The organism is Paludibaculum fermentans (genome assembly GCF_051172195.1).
In the GTDB taxonomy this organism is placed as follows: domain Bacteria; phylum Acidobacteriota; class Terriglobia; order Bryobacterales; family Bryobacteraceae; genus Paludibaculum; species Paludibaculum fermentans_A.
On record NZ_JBPJAQ010000001.1, the window covers coordinates 4,906,965 to 4,927,312 of the forward strand.

Annotated in this window: 14 protein-coding genes and 1 pseudogene; 4 read left to right on the forward strand and 11 right to left on the reverse strand. The window is 61.7% G+C overall.

The annotated features are described in order from the left end of the window. Window positions 1-302: 302 nt before the first annotated feature. From ACR9Y2_RS19830 to ACR9Y2_RS19850, 5 genes and pseudogenes are all read right to left on the reverse strand, one after another. Window positions 303-695 (reverse strand): annotated as a pseudogene (locus ACR9Y2_RS19830) (deiodinase-like protein); the annotation flags it as partial. Between the two features lie 12 nt (window positions 696-707). Further along, window positions 708-1,016, reverse strand: a complete 309-nt coding sequence (locus ACR9Y2_RS19835) for a hypothetical protein (protein WP_435043352.1) — start codon at window positions 1,014-1,016, stop codon at window positions 708-710. Next, window positions 1,013-3,325, reverse strand: a complete 2,313-nt coding sequence (locus ACR9Y2_RS19840) for a ribonuclease R family protein (protein WP_435043353.1) — start codon at window positions 3,323-3,325, stop codon at window positions 1,013-1,015. Before ACR9Y2_RS19840 ends, ACR9Y2_RS19835 begins: the two co-directional genes overlap by 4 nt. Before the next feature lie 26 nt (window positions 3,326-3,351). Continuing rightward, the gene (locus ACR9Y2_RS19845) at window positions 3,352-4,485 is read right to left on the reverse strand and encodes a vWA domain-containing protein (RefSeq protein ID WP_435043354.1); all 1,134 of its coding nucleotides are present in this window, start codon (window positions 4,483-4,485) and stop codon (window positions 3,352-3,354) included. 127 nt (window positions 4,486-4,612) lie between these two features. Continuing rightward, window positions 4,613-6,142 (reverse strand): magnesium chelatase, encoded by a 1,530-nt coding sequence (locus ACR9Y2_RS19850; protein WP_435044887.1) that lies wholly within the window; start codon window positions 6,140-6,142, stop codon window positions 4,613-4,615. 88 nt (window positions 6,143-6,230) lie between these two features. On the opposite strand from ACR9Y2_RS19850, the gene ACR9Y2_RS19855 reads away from it, so the two are divergent. Further along, a complete protein-coding gene (locus ACR9Y2_RS19855) occupies window positions 6,231-7,049 on the forward strand; it encodes a TrmB family transcriptional regulator (protein ID WP_435043355.1) in 819 nt (272 codons plus the stop codon). Between the two features lie 260 nt (window positions 7,050-7,309). On the opposite strand, the gene ACR9Y2_RS19860 is transcribed toward ACR9Y2_RS19855, so the two are convergent. Further along, window positions 7,310-8,281 carry a glycosyltransferase family 2 protein gene (locus ACR9Y2_RS19860; RefSeq protein WP_435043356.1) on the reverse strand — a complete coding sequence of 324 codons (972 nt, stop codon included), beginning with the start codon at window positions 8,279-8,281 and terminating at the stop codon, window positions 7,310-7,312. Between the two features lie 11 nt (window positions 8,282-8,292). Then, window positions 8,293-9,027 carry an SRPBCC family protein gene (locus ACR9Y2_RS19865; RefSeq protein WP_435043357.1) on the reverse strand — a complete coding sequence of 245 codons (735 nt, stop codon included), beginning with the start codon at window positions 9,025-9,027 and terminating at the stop codon, window positions 8,293-8,295. A 49-nt stretch (window positions 9,028-9,076) separates the two neighbouring features. On the opposite strand from ACR9Y2_RS19865, the gene gyrA reads away from it, so the two are divergent. Both gyrA and ACR9Y2_RS19875 read left to right on the forward strand, forming a co-directional pair. After that, on the forward strand, window positions 9,077-11,710 hold the full coding sequence (gene gyrA, locus ACR9Y2_RS19870) for a DNA gyrase subunit A (protein WP_435043358.1): 2,634 nt from the start codon (window positions 9,077-9,079) through the stop codon (window positions 11,708-11,710). Window positions 11,711-11,850: 140 nt separating this feature from the next. Continuing rightward, entirely contained in the window at window positions 11,851-13,137 is a 1,287-nt protein-coding gene (locus ACR9Y2_RS19875) for a DUF6861 domain-containing protein (protein WP_435043359.1), read from the forward strand. A 1-nt stretch (window position 13,138) separates the two neighbouring features. Here ACR9Y2_RS19875 and ACR9Y2_RS19880 read toward each other — a convergent pair whose 3' ends face one another. The 4 genes from ACR9Y2_RS19880 to ACR9Y2_RS19895 form a co-directional block, all read right to left on the reverse strand. After that, entirely contained in the window at window positions 13,139-15,181 is a 2,043-nt protein-coding gene (locus ACR9Y2_RS19880; protein ID WP_435043360.1) for an accessory Sec system translocase SecA2, read from the reverse strand. 102 nt (window positions 15,182-15,283) lie between these two features. Then, window positions 15,284-16,651, reverse strand: coding sequence for an acetyl-CoA carboxylase biotin carboxylase subunit (gene accC / locus ACR9Y2_RS19885; protein ID WP_435043361.1), 1,368 nt, complete (start codon window positions 16,649-16,651; stop codon window positions 15,284-15,286). Between the two features lie 15 nt (window positions 16,652-16,666). After that, window positions 16,667-17,164, reverse strand: coding sequence for an acetyl-CoA carboxylase biotin carboxyl carrier protein (accB, locus tag ACR9Y2_RS19890; RefSeq protein ID WP_435043362.1), 498 nt, complete (start codon window positions 17,162-17,164; stop codon window positions 16,667-16,669). After that, window positions 17,161-18,264, reverse strand: a complete 1,104-nt coding sequence (locus ACR9Y2_RS19895) for a M24 family metallopeptidase (RefSeq protein ID WP_435043363.1) — start codon at window positions 18,262-18,264, stop codon at window positions 17,161-17,163. The genes accB and ACR9Y2_RS19895 overlap by 4 nt, the downstream gene beginning before the upstream one ends. An 81-nt stretch (window positions 18,265-18,345) precedes the next feature. Here ACR9Y2_RS19895 and ACR9Y2_RS19900 point away from each other — a divergent pair, with 81 nt between their 5' ends. Then, window positions 18,346-20,346 (forward strand): prolyl oligopeptidase family serine peptidase, encoded by a 2,001-nt coding sequence (locus ACR9Y2_RS19900; protein ID WP_435043364.1) that lies wholly within the window; start codon window positions 18,346-18,348, stop codon window positions 20,344-20,346. The last annotated feature ends 2 nt before the right edge of the window (window positions 20,347-20,348 follow it).

Consider the following 20,348-nt stretch of genomic DNA (forward strand, 5'->3'; position numbering starts at 1 on the left):
CTTTTGCGTTACCTGCGCCGTTCATCCGCCAGAAGTTCGACCAGCAGATGCGAAAATGGGCCGCAATCGGGAGCAGTCGGAGCCAGAATGAAGTCGTCAGGTTCACCAGGCGCGGGCGGCGTCATGAAAAAACGCGGCTCATATGCCATCGCCGGACAGTCCAGCAGAACCCTTTGGCGGCGTGCTGTCCCTCCCAGCAGTACGGAGAGAATCGCGCGATCCACGGATGTCTGGTGGCTAACAGCCTGGCGTAAGTCTTCTTCCTTCACATCCCGTCAGATGCCGCCGATCACTGAAGGGTTTCAGTTCTTTGGATTTTGTCCTGCAACCTGTACGACAGAGGGCCGCATCTGTTCCGGATGGAAACCAAATGGGCCGGGCCCGCTTTTGTAGCGGACATAGCCGTCCTTGTCGATCACGTACAGCCTGTCGGGCCAGCCTGTGTACGCCAAATCCACTGCATTGTCGATGCCGTCAACCAACGCAGGCATCTCCAGGCCCAGCTTGCGGACACAAGCCGAGGCGACCAGGGAACGTTCCTGCTGGGTCTTCGGCGAAGTGAAAATCACCCCGTCTTTTTCGTTCACGGGCAACTGCCACATATCGCTGGCATGTGCTTCCTGGATGTAAACGACGTAAAAATCCACACGGTCACGAAATTCGCGATACATCGCGTTCAGGACGGGAACCTCCCGCCGAAAAGGCGGTCAAGTATAGCTCCCGAACACCAGCACGACGGGCCGTGATCCGCGCAGTTCCGACAAGCGCACGCGCCCCTGATGATCCTGCCGCTCCAGTGTGAAGTCCGGAGCCAGGTCGCCCGGTTTTACCGTACCCGCCCGAGCCTTCGCCCACATGGGCGGGAATGGGGTCGCGTACATCAACGGCATCGGCAGCACCATCATGAAGCGGCTGAAGTCCATGGGCGACTTCGTCATCGCGGCGTACATGACGCCCAGGAACACCACGTAGATGGCGAGAATCGCCAATCCAATCCGCAAACCCCAACGCTTCATCGGCCCTTTCCGCCTTTCCGCTTAATGCCCTTCGGGGGCCCGGGTACCACAATCGAGAAGATCAGCTTCTTCTCCACCGCGTCCACGCGATCCAGTTGGACTTTTACTTTATCGCCAATCCGGATCTCCTTGCGGCTGCGCTCGGCCACAATCGTCCTCGAGTTCTCCTGGAAGTTCCAGCGTTCGCCCGGCAGGAAGTCGATCGGCACCAGCCCCTCGACGAAGAGTTGGTCCAATTCCACAAAGAACCCGAACTTGGCTGTGGAGATCACCAGGGCGGAGAATTCCTCACCCACGCGATCGATCATGAACTTGACCTTCTTCCACTCCATCAGTTCGCGCTCCGCTTCGGCCGCGCGCCGCTCTGTGTCCGAACTCTGTTCCGCCATCACCGGCAGCCCCATGATGGGGGCCGGCCGCCCGTCCAGCAGACCGCCCAGCAGCCTGTGCACCAGCAGGTCGGGGTACCGCCGGATGGGGGAGGTGAAGTGCGTATAGGTCTTCGCCGCCAGGGCGAAGTGCCCAACGTTCTTGGTGGAATAGCGGGCCTGCTTCAGAGACCGCAGCATCAGGTAGCTGAGAATCCGCTCCTCCGGCTTGCCTTCCAGCTTCTCCACCAGCTTCTGGTACATCTTCGAGGCGACGCGAAAACTATCGTCCGCGCGCTCGATCACGCGCATGATCCGGCGCCCGTCGTTCTTGCGGTCCACCTGCCGGTAGCGCTTCACCGGCATGGCGGGTATCCCCAATGAATAGCCGAAGCGCGAGGCCACTTCCTCAAACTCCATCACGCGCTGTGGATCCGGCACCTCGTGTACACGGTAAATCGACTCGTCCAGGTGCGACTCCAGGTGACCCGATACGGCCTCATTGGCGGCCAGCATGAACTCTTCAATCAGCCTGTGCGCGATGTTCCTGGGCGTCCGCGCGATGCCCGTCATCACGCCCTGCGCATCGAACACAACCAGCGGCTCCGGCAGGTCGAAGTCGATGGAGCCGCGCCGCATGCGCTGCTTGTTCAGCACCAGCGCCAGTTCCTTCATCAGCTCAAACTTCGGGATCAGGTCCTTGTAGCGCTCACGTTGGGCCGCGTCGCCTTCCAGCAGCAGGTGCACGTTCGTATAAGTCATGCGTTCCACGCTGCGGATTACGCCGCGGCAGAACTCCTGCTTCACCACCTGGCCCTGGCGGTCGAGCTCCAGCAGGGCGCTCATGCACAGGCGGTCCACCTGGGGCTTCAGCGAGCAGATCTCCGTGGAAAGCTCCAGCGGCAGCATCGGTACCGCGCGATCGGGGAAGTAGACGCTGGTCCCGCGCACCAGTGCTTCCAGGTCGATGGGCGTGCCGGGCCGCACATAGTGGCTGACATCGGCGATGTGCACATGCAGCGCGTAGTGGCCATTCTCCAGGCGATCCACCCACACGGCGTCGTCGAAGTCGCGCGCCGTCTCACCGTCGATGGTCACGATCTCCATGCCGCGGAAATCGCGCCGCCCTTCCATCTCCGCCTGCGTGATGACGCCGGGTACGTTCTGCGCCTGCTCCAATACTTCCGGTGGAAAGCGGTTCGGCAGGTGGTGCTTGCGGATGGTCACTTCCACGTCCACCCCGAAGTCGTCCGGATGGCCCAGCACTTCAATCACGCGGCCCACGGGGTAGTCGTCGGCATGATCCGGATACTCGACGATCTCCACGTTCACAATCAGGCCGTCCAGGTCCTCCGGTCCGCGCAGGTTCAGCGGAGCGGCGCCAATCCGGTCAGGATTCAGCCCCTGCTGCGGCAGTTCCATGCCATCCGGAATCAGAACCCACTTCTGCAGCTTGCTGTCGTGCGGAACGACGAAACTCTGGCGCCGGCCCAACCTGAATTCGCCGACCACGGTCGGATGGGCGCGCCGCAGAATCTTACGGATCTCGCCCTCGGCCCGGCCGCCTTGCACGCGCGTGATCCGCGCCAGCACACGGTCGCCGTGCATCGCCGCACCCATGGAATTCGGGGGTAGGAACACGTCACCGGTCAGCCCCAGCGGCTGCGTTTCCGGAATCACGAAGCCATAGCCGTCGCGGTGCATGTTCAGCCGCCCGACGGCGTATTCCTGGGTGCAGCGCGGCAGCACATACTGGCCGCCCTTCAGTTCGATCAGCGAGCCCTTGCGTGCCAGCCGGTCCAGGGTGTCTTCCAGCGCCTGGCGATTCTCGCCCTTCAGGCCCAGCTCCCGCACCAGGTGCTTATAGTTCGAGCGGCCGTGAGGCAGCGTGGAGAACCGTTCCAGAATCTCGTTCTCCCATTGCCAGTCACTACGATGCATGATTTCTACTGTAGCGGCAAAAGCCCTCAGTGGATCGTACGCGTCTTGCGGTTCAGGAAGTCCATCAGCAGGTACTGGCCCAGGTTGTACGGCGTCGTGAAATAGGCTTTGCCTTTGCACATCTCCGTCACCTTCTGCACGAACTGCACCAGTGAATAGTCGCTGGCCAGCATGAACGTATTGATCAGGATCCCGGCTCGCTTGCAGCGCCCCACCTCTTCCAGTGTCTTGCTCAGCACCAGCGGATCCAGCCCCATCGGATTCTTGTAGATGCGCCCGTCCTCCAGCGTCAACGCCGAAGGCTTGCCATCCGTGATCATCACGATCTGCTTCATGTCTTTCTTTTCCGAGGCCAGGATGCGCTGCGCCAGAATCAGCCCGTCCCGTGTGTTGGTGTAGTAAGGACCTACCTGCACCCGGGCCAGCTCGCCCAGCCGCACTTCCTCCGCCGTATCGTGGAACAGCACCAGCCGCAGCGAATCGCCAGGGAACTGCGTGCGGATCAGGTGCGACAATGCCAGCGCGACCCGCTTGGCCGGCGTGAAGCGGTCCTCGCCATAGAGGATCATTGAATGGCTGCAATCCAGCATCAGCACGGTCGCGCACGAGCTCTGATACTCGCTCTGGTGCACGTGCAGATCGTCATATTCGATCTCCAGCGGCAGCTTCAGGCCCTCACGCTGCAGGGCCGAAAACAGCGTGGCGCTGGCGTCCAGGTTCAACGTGTCGCCGAATTCCCACTTCTTGGTTGACCCGCTCGACTCGACGCCCGTCGACAAATCGCGGGTCTCGTGCGCCCCGAATGACGATCGCCCCAGTGCGCCCATCAGGTCCTTCAGCGTTTTGAAGCCCAGGAAGTCGATCGCTTTGTCGGTGATCTCCAACTTCACCGGCTTGTCCGGGTCGTCCTCCCGATTGAGGTAGCCTTCTTCTTCCAACTTGGCCAGCAGCCCGTCCAGGGCCTGCTCAATGCGCTGCTTGTCGAACTCGCCTTTCTCTTCCAGAGCCCGCTTCAGCGCCTCGCGCAGCTCTTCCATCGTCAACTCCCGCCAGCCGTCAAAACCGCTGTCCAGCAGGAGGTCGCCCAGCATCTGCATCAGATCCTCGGCCGAGAGGCCCAGGTCTGTCTCTTCGTAGCGTCCGTACCTTATCTTTTTCATTTGAAGAACAGCCAGCTTTCGACATCCAGCCATCAGCTATCAGCCATCAGCTCTGCGGCGGACCCGGTTTCGAGCGCCCGGGGCCACCAGCGCGCAGCTGACAGAAAACGGCTGATCGCTTCATTTCTCAGTTGTAGTTGCGCTTCTTGTCCTTGCGCCGGCGCGGCGGCCAGTCGTCCTCTTCTCCCTCATTTCCGTCCCAGTCCTGCGGATCGGAATTCGGACCGTCTCCACCCTGGAAGCCCAGTTCCTCGCTGCGCCCAATGCGCTTCAGCGCGTACAACCCTTCCAGAATGAATTCGCCCGCGGCCGCTCGCACGCCGTCGCTCTCGTTCTCGGTCAGCCCCAGGTGCTTCGTCTTTTCCAGTAACCCGGGAATCGCCGACAACGCATTCACCACTTCCGCGGAGGTCGACAGCTCATTGATCTTCAATGTCCCGCCGGCCGTGAAGTGCTGGATCACTTCGCGCACGCTCACATTCTCGAAATGCTTCTTGTAGACGCGCGCCAGGGCCGATTTGATCAGCTCGCGGGCCACCGCATCTCCGCCCTTCAATTCACCTTCATACTCCAGTTCCAGCTTGCCCGTGATCGACGGCAGCGCGGCGTAGAGATCGAGAATGCGCGGCACGGCGTCGGTATCGCCAGTCATCAGGGCCCGCCGCTCGGCGTTCGAGACTACGTTCTCCATCACCGAGATGGGCAGCCGCTGGCTCACGCCGCTGCGTTTGTCCACTCGCTTGTCCTCGCGCGCCGCAAAGGCCAGCGTCTCGACGACATCCCGCATCCAGCCCGGCACGGCAATCGAGACCGCCGATTCGCGCTTGGTCCACGCCTCCGCGTGTGTGATCGCGATACCCTGATCCACCGTCATCGGATAGTGCGTGCGGATTTCGCTGCCGATGCGGTCCTTCAACGGAGTGATGATCTTGCCGCGCGCCGTGTAGTCTTCCGGATTCGCCGTGAACACCATCAGCAGATCCAGCGGCAGCCGCACGGGGTAGCCTTTGATCTGCACATCGCCTTCCTGCAGGATGTTGAACAAACCCACCTGGATCTTGCCGGCCAGGTCGGGCAGTTCGTTGATGGCGAAGATTCCGCGATTGGCGCGCGGAAGCAGGCCGTAGTGAACGGTCAGCTCGTCACTGATGTTCTGGCCGGCGCGCGCCGCCTTGATGGGATCCAGGTCACCGATCATGTCCGCGATCGTTACATCCGGCGTGGCCAGCTTCTCCACATAGCGCTGCTCCGGCGTCAGCCACGCGATAGGCGTCTCTTCGCCCAGTTCTTCCACCGTCAGGCGCCCCATTTTGCTCAGGGGCTGGTAGGGATTGTCCCGGATCTCCGACCCGGCGATGTACGGCATCGCCTCGTCCAGCAGGTAAGTGAGCATGCGTACCAGCTTCGTTTTCGCCTGGCCCCGCAGCCCCAGCAGGATGAAATTGTGCCTCGAGAGCACGGCATTCACCACTTGCGGAATCACCGTATCTTCATAGCCCACAATGCCTGGAAACAGTGTTTTGCCCTGTTTCAGCTTGCAGATCAGGTTTTCCCGCAACTCGTCCTTGACGCTGCGCCCGCGGCAGCGCTCCTCAGACCATTCGCTCCGCCGCAGCAAGCCGAGGGTGTGCGGCAGTTCCCAGGTGTTGACGCCCATGTAGATCAGATGCACGAACTCCCCCGGGTGTTGCAGCGGCAGCCGTTTCCTTGTGATATACCTGATGAACCTAAGGATGAATGGGGATATGGCAAACGATCTTGCCGATGTTGATTACGAGAAATTTTGGCGCCGGCTTCAGCAGGTTGGGCTGAATGCTTACGAGGCGCGATCCTACGTAGTGCTCGTGGGGCATCCACGCTTTAAGGCGCTGGAGCTCGCCGCGCGCGCGCGCGTACCCAGACAGAAAATCTACGAGGTGCTCGACAGCCTGGTGGAAAAAGGCTTCGCGCAAGTGGTCCAGGAAAAGACCAAACTCTTCTCCGCCGTCGAACCCGGATTGGCCATCCCGGCCTACCTGGAGCGGCAGAAAGAATCCCTCGAACAGCAACTGGACGAACAGAGGCGCCATGGCAATTCCCTGGCCACGGACCTCAGGACCGCCTATGCCGAAGGGCAGGGCGGGCGCGGAACTCTCGACTATCTGCGTATCGTCAACGATCCGTCGCAGATCGCCGTCCACTACCGCTCCATGCTTTCCAGCGTCGAGCGCGAGTTCATTGAGTTCTCCCGGCCTCCCTACGCCGTCGATCCGCTGGACGAACAACTGGTGAAACAGGCTGCCGCGCGGGGTGTGCGCAGCCGGATCCTGGTAGAGTCCGGAGCATTGGACGACGAGCACCGGGGCCGTCTGCAGGACTATAAGTCGGTCGGCGTGGAGGTACGCGAAGTGCTTTCTTTGCCGCTCAAACTGGCTTTATTCGACTGCAACCAGGGCCTGGTCGCGCTGCTCGACCCGGTGATCACCCGCCCGTCCTGGACCGCCGTGGTCTTTGATCACGCCGGGCTGGCCGAGGCCATGGCCGGTCTCTTCGAGGAGCGCTGGCGTCGCGCCATCACTCACTAAACGGAGCCCCAAACGGAGCCGCCCAAACGGAGCCGCGACCGTCAGGAAGCGGATGACCATACGGAAATCCGCATTCCACTCGTCGAGGCTCCAATTGAAAGGAAGCGGATGACCATACGGAAATCCGCATTCCACCCATCGAGGCTCCAATTGAAAGGAAGCGGATGACCATACGGAAATCCGCATTCCGCCGATCGAGGCTCCAACGAATCAGTCTGACCGGGAATTCTGCTCAGCCCCGAGAGGACCAGCCCCTACGGCTACTTCCCTTCGCCGGCCGTCTTGGCTTCCTGCTGCGACCGGACTTCCCTGATCGCGTAAATCCGCCGGCCCTGGCTTTCAAAGTAGGTCCGCATCAGAATTTCGCCCAGCAGGCCCGTCGTGAACATCACCAGGCCCACCAGCAGCAGCAATCCACCGGTAAACAGCAGCGGGCCGTGCTGCATGATGATCTCGTGGCCCAGGATCTTCTTGACCAGCAGGAAGAACAGGATAGCCCCGCCCGTCGTGCCGCTCGCCAGGCCGATCCGCCCGAAAAAGTGCATGGGACGCGTGAAGTACTTGAGCAGGAAGCGAATCGTGATGATATCGAACATCACGTTGAACGTCCGCCCGATGCCGTAGTGCGAGGCTCCGCCGGTGCGCGGCGGATTCTGGATGGGCACCTCGGCGATACGCGCGCCGTACACGCTGGCCAGCGCCGGGATGAACCGGTGCAGTTCCCCGTACAGGTTCACGTCCTTGATCACTTCGGCCCGGTACGCCTTGTAGGTCGTGCCGAAGTCGTGCAGGTCCACTCCGCTCACCTTGGACATCAGCCAGTTGGCAATGCGGGAGGGGATCTTCCTCATCACCAGGTTGTCATTGCGCTGTTTCCGCCAGCCGCTGGCGATGTCATAGCCTTCATCTATCTTCGCCAGCAGCGCCGGCATGTCCGCCGGATCGTGCTGCAGGTCGCCGTCCATCGATATGATGATCGAGCCGCGCGCTTCGTCGAATCCGGCCGAAAGCGCCGCCGTTTGCCCGAAATTGCGCCGCAGGCGAATCACCTTCAAGCGCGCGTCGGTCTCCACCAGGTTGGCCAGCAAATCGAAGCTGCGGTCGTTCGAAGCGTCGTCCACGAAGATCAGTTCATACGGCCGGTTGATGATTTCCATCACCGAAGTGAGCCCGTCGTAGAGCCGCAGGATCGCGGGCTCTTCATTGTGAATCGGGATAACGATGGAAAGCATGGGGGCTACTTTCAGGATATCAACAGGCTCTGAAGGTGGTCGAGGGATTCTTCCAACTGCGGTTTTAGGAAGGAAAGATCGTAATCTTTGCTCCACGACGTGACGCGCAAAGCCAGTTGCTGCGCACCGCCCCAGTGAAACGCCTTAAACTCCAGCGCGCCGCCCACCGGATCCCAGCGGTAGCAAACCTCCTGGCCCGTGTCCGTCAGGATCTCCCGGGGCCGCTCCGCCACCTTCAGCCAGCGCCGCAACTCCCGCGGATCCTGGTAATACGGCAGGACTTTGGCGAACGAACCCGTCCACGCCCGCTTAACGAGCAGCGTCTGCTTCGGCTGCTCGAAGTAGTTCTCCGCATAGTGCCGCATCAGGGCCATCGACATCAGCCAACCGGATCGCACCTCCGCCCTTGCCTCGGCCGGCGGCGCGGGCGGCGCCTGCCAGTCCTGTTTCACCGTCATCCGGCTGCCGTGGCCTTCCGCTGCTAAGTGGAAGACGACCGAAGTGCCTTGCGATTCCAGGGCCATCCGGACTTCAGGGATCAATTCCGTGATCCGGCTGTGTGCCTGCACGTCGAATTCGGCGAACTGCCAGTAGTAGTCGCCGCCCACCTTAATGTCACCCCAGGCGTGATCGCAAAACCACTGTTGTAGAAGCTCGGGGTCGGCCCAGGCCCTCCACAACCTGTCGCACGAGGCAAAGCTCAGCACGGATGCGCTCACCGCATTGGATTCTGTCGTGGGTTGCATAGGTTAAGGCCCGATCTTTCAACGGCTTTGCTAAAATGATACTTGATCCATGCCGAATCCGCAGAACCCTGACGATCCGCAAGCGCCACCGCCGTCCGGGGGTGGCATCCAACTGCCCCTGGGCGATCGCAAGAACATTACGCCGATCAACATCGAAGACGAGATGCGCCGCTCGTATCTCGACTATTCGATGTCGGTGATCATTGGCCGCGCACTGCCTGATGTGCGCGACGGGCTGAAGCCTGTCCATCGACGCATCCTGTTTGGAATGAGCGAGATGGGCCTGACTTACAACCGGCCCACCAAGAAGTGCGCGCGCATTGTCGGCGACGTTCTGGGCAAGTTCCACCCGCACGGTGACACTTCGGTCTACGATGCGTTGGTCCGCATGGCCCAGCCTTTCTCCATGCGCTACCCGCTGGTGGATGGCCAGGGCAACTTCGGTTCGGTCGATGCTGACCCGCCAGCGGCCATGCGGTACACCGAGGCCCGTCTCTCCAAGATCGCCGCCGTCATACTGGAGGATCTCGACAAGGAAACGGTCGATTTCCGCTCCAACTACGACGACACGATGGTGGAGCCCGAGGTTCTGCCTACCCGCGTCCCGAATCTGCTGCTGAACGGAAGTGAGGGCATCGCCGTCGGCATGGCGACCCGCATTCCGCCTCACAACCTCACCGAGATCGTCGACGCCACCATCGAATTGGTCCAGGACCCCCACACTCCGCTCAGCCGGATCATGGAACTGGTGCCCGGCCCCGACTTCCCCACGGGCGGCATCCTGTTGGGTCGCATGGGGATTCTCGATTACTTCACCCGCGGCCGCGGCTCGCTCAAGATCCGCGCCAAAGTCAGCATGGAGAAGTTCGGCAAGGATCGCGATGCGATCATCATCACCGAACTGCCCTACCAGGTGAACAAAGCCAAGCTGGTCGAGCAGATCGCCCAGTTGGTGAACGAGAAGCGCCTGGAAGGCATCTCCGACGTCCGCGACGAGAGCGACCGCGATGGCATGCGCGTCGTCATCGAGCTCAAGCGCAATGAGCAGACGGACATCGTCCTCAACAATCTCTACAAGTTGACCCAGATGCAGGTGAGCTTCGGCGTCATCCTGCTCTCCATCGTCAACGGGCAGCCGCGCGAACTGGGCATCATCGACTGCCTGAAGCGCTTCATCGACCACCGTGTCGAAGTCGTCCGCCGGCGTACAGAATTCCTGCTGCGCAAGGCTCGCGAACGCGAGCACCTCTTGCTGGGCTTCCAGAAGGCCCTGCAGAATCTGGATGCGGTCATCGAGACCGTCCGTGCCTCCCGCAATCCGCGCGAAGCGCGCGAAGCCCTCATGGGCCAGATGGAGTTCCCGGAGAATCCCCGCCTGCAGGAAGTGGTGGCCAAATGGTCCCCCACGATCACCTTCAACGGGGAGGCTATCTCCCGCTTCGACTTCTCAGAGAAGCAGGCCCAGGCCATCATCGAATTGCAGCTCCAGCGCCTCACCGGCATGGAGCAGCAGAAGATTCTCGACGAACTGGCCGAGATTCAACGCCTCATCGCCGGGTACCTCGAAATCCTGGGCTCCGACAAGGTTCTTCGCAACGTCATCATCCGGGAGCTGAAGGAAGTCCAGAAGGATTTCGGCGATGCCCGCCGCACCGCGATCGTCGAAGACGAAGGCGAGATCAGCCTGGAAGACCTGATCAAGCCGGAAGACGTCGTGGTGACCGTCACCCGCGGCGGCTACCTTAAACGGACTTCCCTCGATACCTACCGGCGCCAGACCCGCGGCGGCAAGGGCCGCATCGGCATGGCCACCCGCACGGAAGATGTGGTGGAACACCTGATGGTGGCCAACACGCACAGCTACCTGCTGATCTTCACGTCGATGGGCCGGCTCTACTGGCTGAAGGTCTATAACATCCCCGACGCCGGCGCCGCCTCCAAGGGCAAGAATATCAACGGACTCATCAGCTTGCAGGAAGATGAGACCGTGCGAACGTTCCTCGCCGTCAAGGAGTTCACGCCCGATCGTTTCGTGGTGATGGCTACCAAGAACGGCGTCATCAAAAAGTGCGAGCTCACCGTCTTCGACAATCCGATGGCCCGCGGCATCATTGCCATCGGGCTGAAGGACGAAGACGAGCTCATCAGCGCCCGCATCTCTACCGGCAAAGACCTGATCTTCATCGCCACTCATGAAGGTATGGCGATCAAGTTCGACGAGAACGATGTCCGTGCCATGGGCCGTCCCGCGGCCGGTGTCACCTCCATGAGGCTTGACCTGGGCGACTACATCATCGGCATGGAGGTCGTCACCGAGGAGAGCCTGATGCTCTCAGTCTCCGACCTCGGCTTCGGCAAGCGCACCAAGATCAGCGAATACCGCCTGCAGGGCCGAGCCGGACGGGGCGTCATCAACATGAAGCTCACCGGCAAGACCGGCCGCGTGCTGGCTGTCCTGGAAGTGAAGGAAGACACAGACGTTATCCTCATCACCCGCGACGGCAAGATCCTCCGCACAGAGGCCGAATCCATCCGCAAGACCGGCCGCTCCGCCTCCGGTGTGAAGCTGGTTTCCATGGAAGCCACCGACGCCGTGGCCGCTGCCTGCGCCGTGCAGGAAGCGGAACAGGTGGAGGGCGAAGGCGAGCCTGACAACGGCCAAGGCGACCTGCCGCTTCAGTAAGTAGTCAGTTCATTCAAAACGGCCCGGAGCGCACCCCGCTCCGGGCCGTTTTTGCGTCCATGCGAAATCAGACATTTATTGTCAGGTTGTGATTGATCCGGAACCGATTCTCCGCGAACATAACAGGAACTGGCGGAACAATGGCTATCTCATGGCTGGGTCTCTCCTCGGAAGAACTGACAAATCGAAAAGACTGTCTCGTGGACGCCTGGAACCGGGCCCAGGGCCGGTATGTGACTGACGCGATCATCGCCCATACCACCAAGGACTTCGTCGGGCTCGTGGGCGGCGTGATCACCATGGTGGTGGGCGCTGCAATGGTGATTATTATCGGTAATGTCGCCGGAGCCGCCATCGGCGGAGCGCTGGGCTCACTCGCCGGCGGAGCGGGCGCCGTGCCCGGGGCCGCGGCCGGTCGTGCCCTGGGCAACCTCATCGCCACGGGCTTCCTGAACGTCCTGGGTGTTGGGCTGCTGATTGCCTACATCGGGTCGGAACTGGCCACCATCGGCTACCACTTCTATGTCGCCATCGACTGCGCCTGGAACTCAGCCAGCTTTGGCAATCCCGCCTACACAGTCCGTATCGACTGGGCCGCCCGCCACTTCGCCGAAGGCATCGGTAAGTTCTTTGGAGCCATGGTGATGGCGCTCATCATCGTGCTCACGCGGCGACCCGCCGAAGAGCGCATGAAGGTCTTCAGCAGCAAACTGAGCCAGCTCTGCAACGGCTTGGAAGCCTACATCGTCAAGAACCTGAAGCCGCTGGAAGCCAAGTATAAGAACGGGCTCGCCAAGGCCACCGTGACCGAAGGCATCGCTGAGACTCCGGAACTCACCATGAAGGAGCAGCAGAAGAAGGCCCAGGTGGCGGCCGCCGCAGCCAAGCCGTTCGGCGATATGCCCAGCTTCTACCGCCACAAGGTGACTGAGCTGCAGGGCTGGCTGAAGGCCAATGGCTTCACCAAGAAAGCGTCAGTCCGGAGGCCAGGCGAAGCCAAGCCGGGTGGCGGCACCTATACCGACTTTCAGAGCGAGATCTGGATGCGCGATCGCGGCAACGGCTCAGTGGAATGTGTACGAATCGACCCGGAAGGCCACGTTCCGCCCCCCGCCAACCGACGCGATGGACCCTTCCGGGTCAAACAGGATCCCGCCACCGGCAAATGGTCCGACGAACGCATCGCCTGGGGCGAACGGCCCCATTACCACCTGGAGACGATCTCCCCTGACAAGGCCCAGGTCTATCTGACCCAATACGTACCCGAAGCGAAGATGTTTGAGGCCGGCGGGAAGTCCGTCGCCCAGATGCAGGATTGGCACAAATCGGCCAACGAATGGGCGATCAAGGTCTACGGCGAGGATGGCGCCCTGGCGCCCCTACGCGGCAAGTTCGAGATGATCCACATCCCGCTGGCCGCTCCATAGACTACGCTCCGCCGTGGCGCTCGCTGAACATGCGGCGCAGACCCTTCACAATGCGCTCACTCCACGTGCCGAACGGCTGGTCGGTTGTGGTGTAAGTCCAGACAGCTCCACGTTCATTGGGTTCGATTCCGCCCGATTCCTCGGCCATCCGCAGGCGCGCTTCGATCTCGGCCGGCAGGCTCTTTTCCAACTCGCCGAACCACTGGTGTACCGTGCGCAGATACTCCTGGTGCGGATCCTTGCCGCCCCACGAAATCCAGTGGACCCCGGTGCGAAAATCAGCCACGCGAGCGAGGTAATCCGCCCACAGATCGTCGATCGCACGCAACGTGACCAGCCGTTCCAACTCACTGGAGCAATCGATCTCACCCTCGAGTACGGATTGACGGTAAGTGTGGAGCCGGTGGCGCTGGCCCTCAATGGGCATCTCGTACTTCTGCAGGAACTGGCGGATGTCCAGGTTCTGGCCTTCCACAAACTTCTGAACGGTCGGGGGATCGTGCCGGAACTTGGGCATCACCTCACCGAACTTGACGATCAGGTCATCTTCCAGGGAAACGAAGTAGCGCGAGCAGCCGGGATCGCCCTGCCGCCCGGCCCGGCCGCGTAGCTGGTTGTCGATGCGCCGGCTCTCGTGCTTATTGGTACCAATCACATACAGCCCGCCCAACTCGGCCACGCCGTCGCCCAGTCGGATATCCGTGCCGCGGCCGGCCATATTCGTCGAGATGGTGATAGCGCCGCGTTCGCCGGCCCGGGCGATGATCGAAGCCTCCGCACGGTCGTTGCGGGCATTCAGGACTTCGTGCGGTACACCCGCCAACAGGTGGCTGAGGTGCTCAGACTCGGCGACGCTTGCCGTGCCCACCAGCACCGGCTGTCCGCTGGCGTTGACCCGGCTGATCTCCTCCAGCAGCGCCCGGTCCTTGGCCGCCTTTGTCGGGAACAGGGCGTCCGGCAGGTCGGTCCGGATGATGGGTTTGTTCGGTGGAATCACCTCCACCTCGAGCCCGTAGACCTTTTCGAACTCCTCGCGCTGTGTTGCCGCGGTGCCGGTCATCCCGCAGACCATCGGGTAGAGGGCGATCAGGTGCTGCAGCGTGATGGAGCCGAGAATCGAGCCCTGCGGCTTGGCGGAGACGCCTTCCTTGGCTTCGATTGCGGCGTGCAGGCCGGCGGGCCAACGGCGGTCCTGGGCGACGCGGCCCTTAAACTCGTCCACCAGTTCGATGGAGCCGTCCTTGACCATATAGTCGACATCACGGTGCAGCAGGCGGTGCGCATGCAGCGCATCCTGGATGGCCGTGTGGAGCGGTAAGTTCCTTTCGTCGAACAGGTTGCCGCAGCCGAAGGCGCTCTCCACCGCACGGATGCCGGCGTCGGTCAGGGCGACATTGCGCTGCCCCGCATCGACCGTTGAGTGCAGATAGGGTTGCAGATGCCGGACGACCTGATCGGCCCGGATGGCCACTCCGCCTTCGTCGTCGTTCCCGCCGGCAATCACGAGCGGAATCCGCGCCTCGTCGATCAGGATGGAGTCGGCCTCATCGATCACTGCCGCCGAGAAGGGCCGGTGCACCTGGTCCTTGGGATACAGCGCCAGCCGGTCGCGCAGGAAATCGAAGCCGATCTCGTTGGCGGTGGAGTAGGTGATGTCGCAGGCATAGGCGGCCCGGCGCTGGGCGCTGGTCATGCCTTGCTGGATGGCGCCCACGGTCAGCCCTAACCGCTTGTAAACCGGACCCATCCACTCCGCGTCGCGCGCAGCCAGGTAGTCGTTCACAGTCATCACGTGAACGCCCTGGCGTTGCCGTGCGAGCCAGGATATCGCCGGGACGGCAGCCAGGGTTTTGCCTTCCCCCGTTTGCATCTCGGCAATGCGGCCATTCGTCAGGGCCAGGCTGCCGAGCACCTGGACGTCGAAGAGGGACAGGCCGAGTTCGCGCTCGGCCAGCACGGCCGCCAGGGCGATCCAGTGGTGAAGATCTTCGGGTTTGGCGGCGTTTAGCCTAGCGTCGTTCTCGCGGCCGTATTCGACGCGCAACTCATTGATTTGCTGGACGGCGTTGGCTTCGCGCCGCGCTGCGGGCAGCAGGGATTGCAGGAATCGTCGAATGACACCCTCCTCCCGGACAGGAGCGGACTCTTACTGGGCGGCCGCGGCGGCTTTGCGCCGTTCCAGGAATCGCGTGATGAAGTGCGTGTCGATGGAAGCGCTCTGAAACTCCGGGTCGGCCAGGATCTCCTGGTGCAGAGAGATCGAGGTATGGATACCTTCGATCACGAACATGTCCAGCGCACGCTGCATGCGGGCGACCGCTTCGGCCCGGTCGCGGCCGTGCGTAATTAGTTTGGCGATCAGCGAGTCGTAGTACGGCGGAATCACACCATCGTTATACGCGGCGGTATCCACTCGGACGCCGATGCCGCCCGGCAGGTTCAGCGCCTGGATTCGGCCGGGGGACGGAGTGAAGGTCACCGGATGCTCGGCATTGATGCGGCACTCCAGGGCATGCCCCCTGATCTCGATGGGGCCGCCCAGGATGTCGGCCAGCTTTTCGCCCTGGGCCACGCGGATCTGGGCTTTCACCAGGTCGATCCCAGTGACGAGTTCAGTGACCGGATGTTCCACCTGGATGCGCGCATTCACTTCGATGAAATATAGATTCCCTGTCTCGTCCATCAGGAACTCGACCGTCCCGGCGTTGGTGTAGCCGATGGCCGAGAGCGCCTTCTTCAGGGCGGCGGCCGTCTTCTTGCGAAGGGCGGGAGACATCGCGGCCGAGGGCGCTTCTTCGATCAGCTTCTGGTGGCGGCGCTGGATGGAGCACTCGCGCTCGCCCAGCACTTCCACATTCCCATGCTCGTCGGCGATGACCTGAAACTCGATGTGACGCGGCTTCTCGATGAACTTCTCGCAATACATGTCGCCGTTCGAGAAGGCGCCCTGTGCTTCGTGCTGAGCCTGGGCGAGCAGGCCGGGCAGTTCATCAGGCGTCCGCACAATGCGCATGCCGCGTCCGCCGCCACCGGCGGAGGCCTTTAGAATCACCGGATAACCGATCTCGGCAGCCACGGCCAAGCCGTGCTCGGCGCTTTCGATAATGCCGTCAGAGCCCGGCAGGATCGGCACGCCGTGGGCCTTCATCTTCTCGCGAGCGATCTGCTTCAAACCCATCGAACGGGTGACGTCCGGTTCGGGGCCGATGAACTTCAGTCCGGACGCCTTGCAGACCTCGGCGAAGTCGGAGTTCTCGCTGAGGAACCCGTAGCCGGGGTGGATGGCGTCGACGTTGGTGATTTCGGCCGCACTGATGACGGAGGGGATGTTCAGATAGCTCAGCGCGCTCTTGGCCGGCCCAATGCAGACGGCTTCGTCAGCAAAGCGGACATGGAGCGAATAGCGGTCGGCCTCGGAGTACACGGCCACCGTCTTGATGCCCATGTCCTTGCAGGCGCAGATCACGCGCAGGGCGATCTCTCCGCGGTTGGCGATCAGAACTTTCTGGATCATGAGGGGTGGTTCCCGTTAGTTGGGTTTCACCAGGAACAACACTTCGCCATACTCGACGGGCTGGCCGTTTTCGACCAGGCGCTTGACGATGGTGCCGGAGACCTCAGATTCAATTTCGTTCATCAGCTTCATCGACTCGATGATGCACAGCACCTTGCCAGGTTTGATGGTGTCGCCGACTTTTACGAAGTTATCCGCCCCGGGCGCACCGGCCGCATAGAAGGTGCCGACGATGGGCGATTTGATGGGTTCCAGGGTCGGGTCAGTGAGATCGGGCTCACCGGCCGCGGGTTGCGCGGAGGGTGCCGCCACGGTCACCTGAGTGGGAACGGTATTGGATTGCACGGGCGCCGGAGCGGTTTGCTGCGTCTGCTGCGGCACATGGATTTCCTGCGTGACGACACCCGCTGTGCGCTTGATCCAGACGCGGTTCTCACCGCGCTGTACTTCCAGTTCCGCGACTCCCGTGGAGCAAACCGTATGGATCAGTTCACGAATCTCTTCAATGGTCATGATGCGAGTACCACAAATTCCTTTGTCGTCGGCGTGAGCACGTCAACGCCGGTCTCCGTCACCAGGACGGTGTCTTCAATCCGTACGCCTCCGAAGTCCTTCACATAGACGCCTGGCTCGATGGTGATGACCATGCCCGGTTGGAGGACTGTCTCCACTTTGGCGCCGATCCTTGGGTTCTCATGAATCTCAAGACCCAGGCCGTGACCGGTGGAGTGCGTAAAATATTGATCCAGCTTCCGTTTCTTCAACGCACTGCGGGCCGCCGCATCCACCTCGGCGCACGATACGCCAGGCTTGACGGCGGCGATTGCCTGCAACTGCGCCTCCAGCACGGCCTCATACAGGCCGCGGATGCGGGCGCCTGGTTCGCCCAGGTGGACTACGCGAGTCATATCGCTCGCATAGCCTTCCAGGCTCGCGCCCATGTCTATCAATAGTACCTGATCGTTTTTGAGCTGTTCGGTCGTCGGTTGGGCATGTGGCAGGGCCGAACGGGCTCCACAGGCCACGATCGTCTCGAAGGCCGCGCCCTCGGCGCCCAGGCGCCGCATGCGGTAGTCGAGTTCAGCGGCGACGTCCAACTCGGTCATGCCGGGCTTCACCTTTTTGAGGGTCAGCGCCAGCGCCTTCGAGTTGACCTGTACTGAGCGCCGGATGGTGTCGATTTCAGCGGCCGATTTGATGGCTCGCAGCGACTCCACCACGCCTTTGACCGGCTTGAGTTTGACGTCGCGGCCGATGGTTTTCGCGACTTCCAGCCAGTCGGCATGCGAGACTTTGTCTGCCTCCAGCGCAATGCTGGCCAAGCGGCGTTTCTTGATCTCGGCGGCGACCTCGGACCACAGCGGCCCGCGCACGATCCTGACCGGGCAGTGAGCCTGCTGACGTGCCTGGATGTCGTAGCGGGGATCGGTGTAAAGCGTCGCTCCACGGCCTGAAATCAATAAGATAGCGTTGCTGCCCGTGAAGCCGCACAGATAGCGGACATTGGGGAGATGAGTGATGACGGCGGCGGATGCCTTCTGCTGATCCAGCAGGTTCAGCAGCCTGGCGCAGCGGTCGCGGCGAGAATCGGGAACACGAGTCAAACCTCTCAATTGTAACATTCACCTGCTGTTGTGTTTCACGGCAGATCAGGACGGTTGTGCCAGGAGCAGGGAAATGCGCAGAATAGGCGAATGGCGCGTCTTGCTCTGCTCTTCTCCCGCTCTACTGCCGTCCTCGCCCTGGCGCTGCTGCCAGCCCTGCCTGCGGCCGAGCCGCCGAAAGCCCCCACCATTGAACAGTCGCTGAATTTCTCGGCGCCCAGCGCCGTCCGAATCTCTCCCGACGGGCAGATGGTGGTGTACACGGCCGGCTTCACAACATGGGAAGACAACGAGTTCCGGACCCAGGTGTGGCTGGCCAAGGCGTCCGGCGGGGCTCCGCTGCAGTTGACGCAGAACGCCAAGGGCGCATCGGCTCCGGCCTGGTCGCCGGATGGCAAGTGGATCTCGTTTATAGCCAATCGGGATGGGAAGAAGCACATCTGGCTGATTGCGCCGCAGGGCGGAGAAGCATGGCAATTGACCTCGGGCGAGGTGGAAGTCCAGTCCTATGAATGGGCGCCGGATGGCAAAAAGATCGCCTTCACGTCTTCCGGGCCGGAGGCGAAGGCCGCCAAGGACCGCAAGGAGAAGTACGGCGAGTATGAGGTGGTCGGCGCCGATTACACCTATACCCACCTCTATGTGGCCGAGTTGCCTTCCGAGGTGGGCGGGAAGGCAAAACCGGAAGCACTGACATCGGGCGAGAACTTCACGGTGAATGGCTTCGAATGGTCGCCGGATTCCATGCGGATCGCCTTCAGCGCGCCCAGGGACGTGGATCTCAGCCATGGCGATACGGCCGACATATACGTATTGAATGTGAAGGATAAGGGATTAAAGAAGCTGGTAAATACTCCGGGTCCGGACAGCAATCCGCACTGGTCGCCGGACGGCAAATGGATCGCCTATGAGACCGCCAATGGGGAACCGTTCTTCTACTTCAAGAACGCCCACCTGGCAGCAGTCTCGGCGGAGGGCGGCCCGGCACGCATGCTGACAGCGAATTTTGACGAAGAGCCGTCGCTGATCGATTGGACCGACGACGGCATCTGGTTCAGCGCACTGCAGAAGACGGCGTCCACCGTGTTTCTGCTGGATCCCAAGCAGGACACTTACCGGGCGGCCTTTGGGGATTCGCGTTTTTCGCCGGGGACTCCGTCCTTCAGCAAGGACCGGCGCTGGATGGCGTTCACCGGATCGGCCCTGGACGATTTCGCCGAGGTCTATTTGTCGCCGGTTGCGCCATTCGAACCCAAACCGCTGACCACGTTCCGAGACCAGTACAAAGACTTCAAGCTGGCGACGCGCGAGGTGATCTCGTGGAAGTCGAAAGACGATCAGGTGATCGAAGGGGTACTGATCAAGCCGGCCGACTTCCAGGCGGGCAAGAAGTATCCCCTACTGGTGGTAATCCATGGCGGCCCGACGGGTGTAGACCGCCCCTACCGCGCGGCCGACCGCTACTATCCGGTGGAGCAATTCGTTGCCAAGGGCGCGATTATCCTGAAGCCCAATTACCGCGGATCCGCTGGCTACGGCGAAGCGTTTCGTTCGCTCAATGTTCGCAATCTGGGCGTCGGCGATGCGTGGGACGTGCTGAGCGGGGTGGATTCGCTGGTGGCGCAGGGCATGGCGGATCCGGACCGCGTGGGCTGTATGGGCTGGAGCCAGGGCGGCTATATCAGCGCCTTCCTCACCACGAGCAGCGACCGGTTCAAGGCGATCAGTGTAGGCGCCGGGATCAGCGACTGGATGACCTACTACGTCAACACGGACATCCATCCCTTTACGCGTCAGTATTTGAAAGCCACGCCCTGGGAGGATCCGGAGATCTATCGCAAGACCTCGCCGATTACGAACATCAAGCAGGCGCGGACGCCGACCCTGATCCAACATGGCGGGAACGACCAGCGCGTACCGCTGCCGAACGCCTATGAGTTGTTCCAGGGGCTGCGCGACCAGGGGGTGGAGTCCCGTTTGGTGGTCTATAAGGGGTTCGGGCACGGGATCAGCAAGCCGAAGCAGCACCGCCATGTGATGGAAGACAACTTCACCTGGTTTTCCAAGTGGATCTGGGGCGAAGGGCAGTAGGC

Coding starts and splice junctions, on each gene's coding strand:
- ACR9Y2_RS19835 (WP_435043352.1), bottom strand. CDS start 1,016: ATGAAGCGTTGGGGTTTGCGGATTGGATTGGCGATTCTCGCCATCTAC.
- ACR9Y2_RS19840 (WP_435043353.1), bottom strand. CDS start 3,325: ATGCATCGTAGTGACTGGCAATGGGAGAACGAGATTCTGGAACGGTTC.
- ACR9Y2_RS19845 (WP_435043354.1), bottom strand. CDS start 4,485: ATGAAAAAGATAAGGTACGGACGCTACGAAGAGACAGACCTGGGCCTC.
- ACR9Y2_RS19850 (WP_435044887.1), bottom strand. CDS start 6,142: ATGGGCGTCAACACCTGGGAACTGCCGCACACCCTCGGCTTGCTGCGG.
- ACR9Y2_RS19855 (WP_435043355.1), top strand. CDS start 6,231: ATGGCAAACGATCTTGCCGATGTTGATTACGAGAAATTTTGGCGCCGG.
- ACR9Y2_RS19860 (WP_435043356.1), bottom strand. CDS start 8,281: ATGCTTTCCATCGTTATCCCGATTCACAATGAAGAGCCCGCGATCCTG.
- ACR9Y2_RS19865 (WP_435043357.1), bottom strand. CDS start 9,027: ATGCAACCCACGACAGAATCCAATGCGGTGAGCGCATCCGTGCTGAGC.
- gyrA (WP_435043358.1), top strand. CDS start 9,077: ATGCCGAATCCGCAGAACCCTGACGATCCGCAAGCGCCACCGCCGTCC.
- ACR9Y2_RS19875 (WP_435043359.1), top strand. CDS start 11,851: ATGGCTATCTCATGGCTGGGTCTCTCCTCGGAAGAACTGACAAATCGA.
- accC (WP_435043361.1), bottom strand. CDS start 16,651: ATGATCCAGAAAGTTCTGATCGCCAACCGCGGAGAGATCGCCCTGCGC.
- accB (WP_435043362.1), bottom strand. CDS start 17,164: ATGACCATTGAAGAGATTCGTGAACTGATCCATACGGTTTGCTCCACG.
- ACR9Y2_RS19900 (WP_435043364.1), top strand. CDS start 18,346: ATGGCGCGTCTTGCTCTGCTCTTCTCCCGCTCTACTGCCGTCCTCGCC.